The 373-nt window shown below is 50.9% G+C and carries 1 protein-coding gene; it reads left to right on the top strand.

The features are described 5' to 3' along the window. On the top strand, positions 1–240 hold a 240-nt coding region (locus AC1RO3_RS08805; RefSeq protein WP_481764050.1), incomplete at its 5' end, for a DUF3850 domain-containing protein. Positions 241–373 lie beyond the last annotated feature (133 nt).

The following is a 373-nucleotide window of genomic DNA, read 5'->3' as shown; positions in this document are numbered from 1 at the left end:
CGAGTCAACGACCACAATTTTCAGGTTCGTGATTGGCTGTTTGTGCGTGAATTTCGTGAGGGCCGGGTCCAAGACCGCGAGTTCATGGCCCGCATCACCCACATACAGTCAGGATATGGGTTGCCCGAGAACTTGGTGGTGCTATCATTTCAGATTCACGAATGGTACGTCGAGGGCCAGTGCGTGACCGATGAACAAGCACCCGTTGCGGATGCATACGCACTTGACATCGGCCCGTAATTACTCCATAATTTTAGATGGGGATGGTCCCCTGTCTAGGAGTAACTTATGAGTATGCTGATCAGCGCAGAACCCACCAAAATCGACGAAATCATCGAGATGTTTACGCGTCTTGGTAACAGGTGCGAAAGAC

The organism is Dellaglioa sp. CoH-57-MRSF-19, from assembly GCF_056781975.1.
The sequence above is the reverse complement of the archived record's forward strand: the minus strand, read 5'-3'. Positions and strand labels throughout refer to the sequence as shown.